General features: G+C 31.7%; 2 protein-coding genes and 1 pseudogene. All 3 read right to left on the bottom strand.

Annotation, left to right across the window (positions count from 1 at the left end):
• Positions 1-242 (bottom strand): annotated as a pseudogene (locus V7183_RS25825) (LTA synthase family protein); the annotation flags it as partial.
• Between the two features lie 39 nt (positions 243-281).
• Positions 282-1,658, bottom strand: coding sequence for a glycosyltransferase family 2 protein (locus V7183_RS25820; protein WP_097894958.1), 1,377 nt, complete (start codon positions 1,656-1,658; stop codon positions 282-284).
• Between the two features lie 175 nt (positions 1,659-1,833).
• Positions 1,834-2,304: a hypothetical protein gene (locus V7183_RS25815; protein WP_335361320.1), complete on the bottom strand. Its 471-nt coding sequence runs from the start codon at positions 2,302-2,304 to the stop codon at positions 1,834-1,836.
• Positions 2,305-2,526: the final 222 nt, after the last annotated feature.

Genomic DNA, 2,526 nt, shown 5'->3' with positions numbered 1-2,526 from the left:
GGTATTACTCCATAAAATCTTTTATATACGACACAAGCAATCAATATCATTCCTACTAATATACTGATCCCAGCATATAAAGTTGGGCGTATTTTTTTCGATGCAAAACATCTCACTAGAAAAAATACAAACAAAATGTATAAAGAATCTACAATAAAACTATTTATATTAAATTGTTCATATAACTCCGTATATCCAATAAACAGCTTACATAATATTATAAAAAAAAGTAAGAAACTCACCTTTTACTCCTCCGCTTTTTAAGTTCGTCATTTTAGGCTTTACGTTAACTCCTCCATCTTTACCATATTGTCTTTGTCCATTACTCGACTATGCGGGGTATGAACCCATACCTTTTGTTTTCTTTTTATAAACCCTAAAAAAATGATTGGAACCCATGAAAAACCAAATATATAAACAATAGGCGTCCAGATTACACTTTTAACCTTTTTCTCTTGGAATAGCGCAATAACTGGTAACATATAAAACGATAATGCTATCATGAGCCAAATCCATGGACTTAATACGTATGGCATAATCGAAGTTGGAAGTAATTCATAATATGTTACAAAAAATAAAATAATGGAGTTTACCGATAACATTGTTCTCGTTGGTTGAATTAGGTAAATGAACATATCAAGCGCATTCATATTAAACGTTTGCATAAATTTTTTAAGAAGTGGCACAGAGTAGCGAACCATACAATCCATATGTCCTTGCATCCAGCGGACGCGTTGCCGGAAGGATACTTTAAAATCAGTCGGTTTTTCATCAAATATTTTCGCATCATGCGCCCAACCAACAGATTTTCCTGTTGCTAATATATATTTAGCTGTAAACTCTAAATCTTCCGTTAAACTTTGTGTCCCCCAGCCCATCTCCTTTAAGATGTGCATAGAAAAGCACATACCAGTTCCTCCTAGCTGAGCTGATAACCCTAGCTTCCCTCTACTTAATTGATACAATCGATTTGTAGACCAATAGGAAAGCGCATAAGACTTGGATATCCAATTATCCTTTGGATTTTTTGAATCTAAATAAGCTTGAACCGCTTCGTATTTTTCTTCTACTAACTTATGATTTAATACTTGTAAAAAATTTCGTGACACGATATTATCCGCGTCCAAAATGACAACCGCATCATATACTTGCTTATTTTCTTTTTCTAAACGGAACAAATTTTGAAACATCCACTCTAGGCCGTAACCCTTTCCTCGTTTTTGAGAATCCTGCCTTTCCCAAGCATTCACTCCATTTTCACGAACGATTTGAGCTGTCTCATCTGTACAATTGTCACAAATGACATGAATATCATATTGTTCTTTTGGGTAATCAACATTTTTTAAGTTTTGAACAATTTGTTCAATTACTTTCTCTTCGTTATGTGCACAAACGAGTACTGCAAAACGAGTAGAAGCCGAATTATTTTCTACTTGATAGGTCTTTTTATTCTTAAATAAACCTAACAAACTGATCGTCACCTGATATAACGAAAGAATTCCTTGAAATTGTGTAAAAAATATTAACGCTGCTACTAAAATAGACAAAATTACCTTTGCGGCATATGATAGATTATTCATACCCGTAAAATAAATAACTGTAACCGCTGCCAATAATACGCATAAACCAATCAGCATTCTATTTTTATTGGTATGCATGTTTTTAACCCCTCCTCTGTCTGAAAGATGTTTATATCACTTACAAAAGACAATTATTTCAATCGTTACATATAGTAAAAAAGGGATCTAAACGCTTCTATACATAACCAAATCTCTCGTTTACCTAAAAAGATTTATATACTTGCTAACCCCTTTTTATATTGTTATAATTAAATTATTCGATTTTAAACTTCACTTCTTTATAACTTGTTACTGCTTTTTTCGGATCATTATCTTTAAACTGGGCAATAGAAACTGTATGCTCTCCTTTTTTCAATAAATCACCTTCTAAATTAATAAACGTTGAAAATACTTTTGCTGCCTCTTCTTTTGTAATATATTTTTTATCCACAAATATATAAGCACTTTCTTTTTCACTTAAACCTTCTAATTCTACTTGAACTTGCGCTAATTCTAATTTAGGATCCACCTTTAAAACTGGAACTGCTTCTTCATTCTGCTGTTCATTATTTGTAATCAGTTTCATATTAATTTTCCCTGTTTCCTTAGCTCCTTTTGGAAAAACTACCTTTGTCTCCTCTTTACTTTGCTCTTGTTTATTTACATCTTGTTTATTTGAACATCCCGCTACTGTACTTAACAATAAACAACCGATCCCGATTCCAACAAAAAATTTATTCAGCATATTTCCTCTCCTTTCACCATTTTGAATTACAATGAACAAATATTGTAATGAACATGCTATTCTTTTTCTCAAAACACATAACAAACGAACTCTTATAAAGCTTCCTCCTTTTTATAACTATCGTTTATATATTTAACACTATCAAGATAGTGTTAAATATATAAATAGCTTGAGATGAATAGGGAAATTCTGTAAACTTATAAATGTATAATTTTTCAATAT

Origin of the sequence: Bacillus sp. JJ1127 (genome assembly GCF_036965845.1) — a bacterium.
GTDB lineage: Bacteria > Bacillota > Bacilli > Bacillales > Bacillaceae_G > Bacillus_A.
Note: the sequence above shows the minus strand (reverse complement) of the source record. Positions and strands in the feature narration are given on the sequence as shown.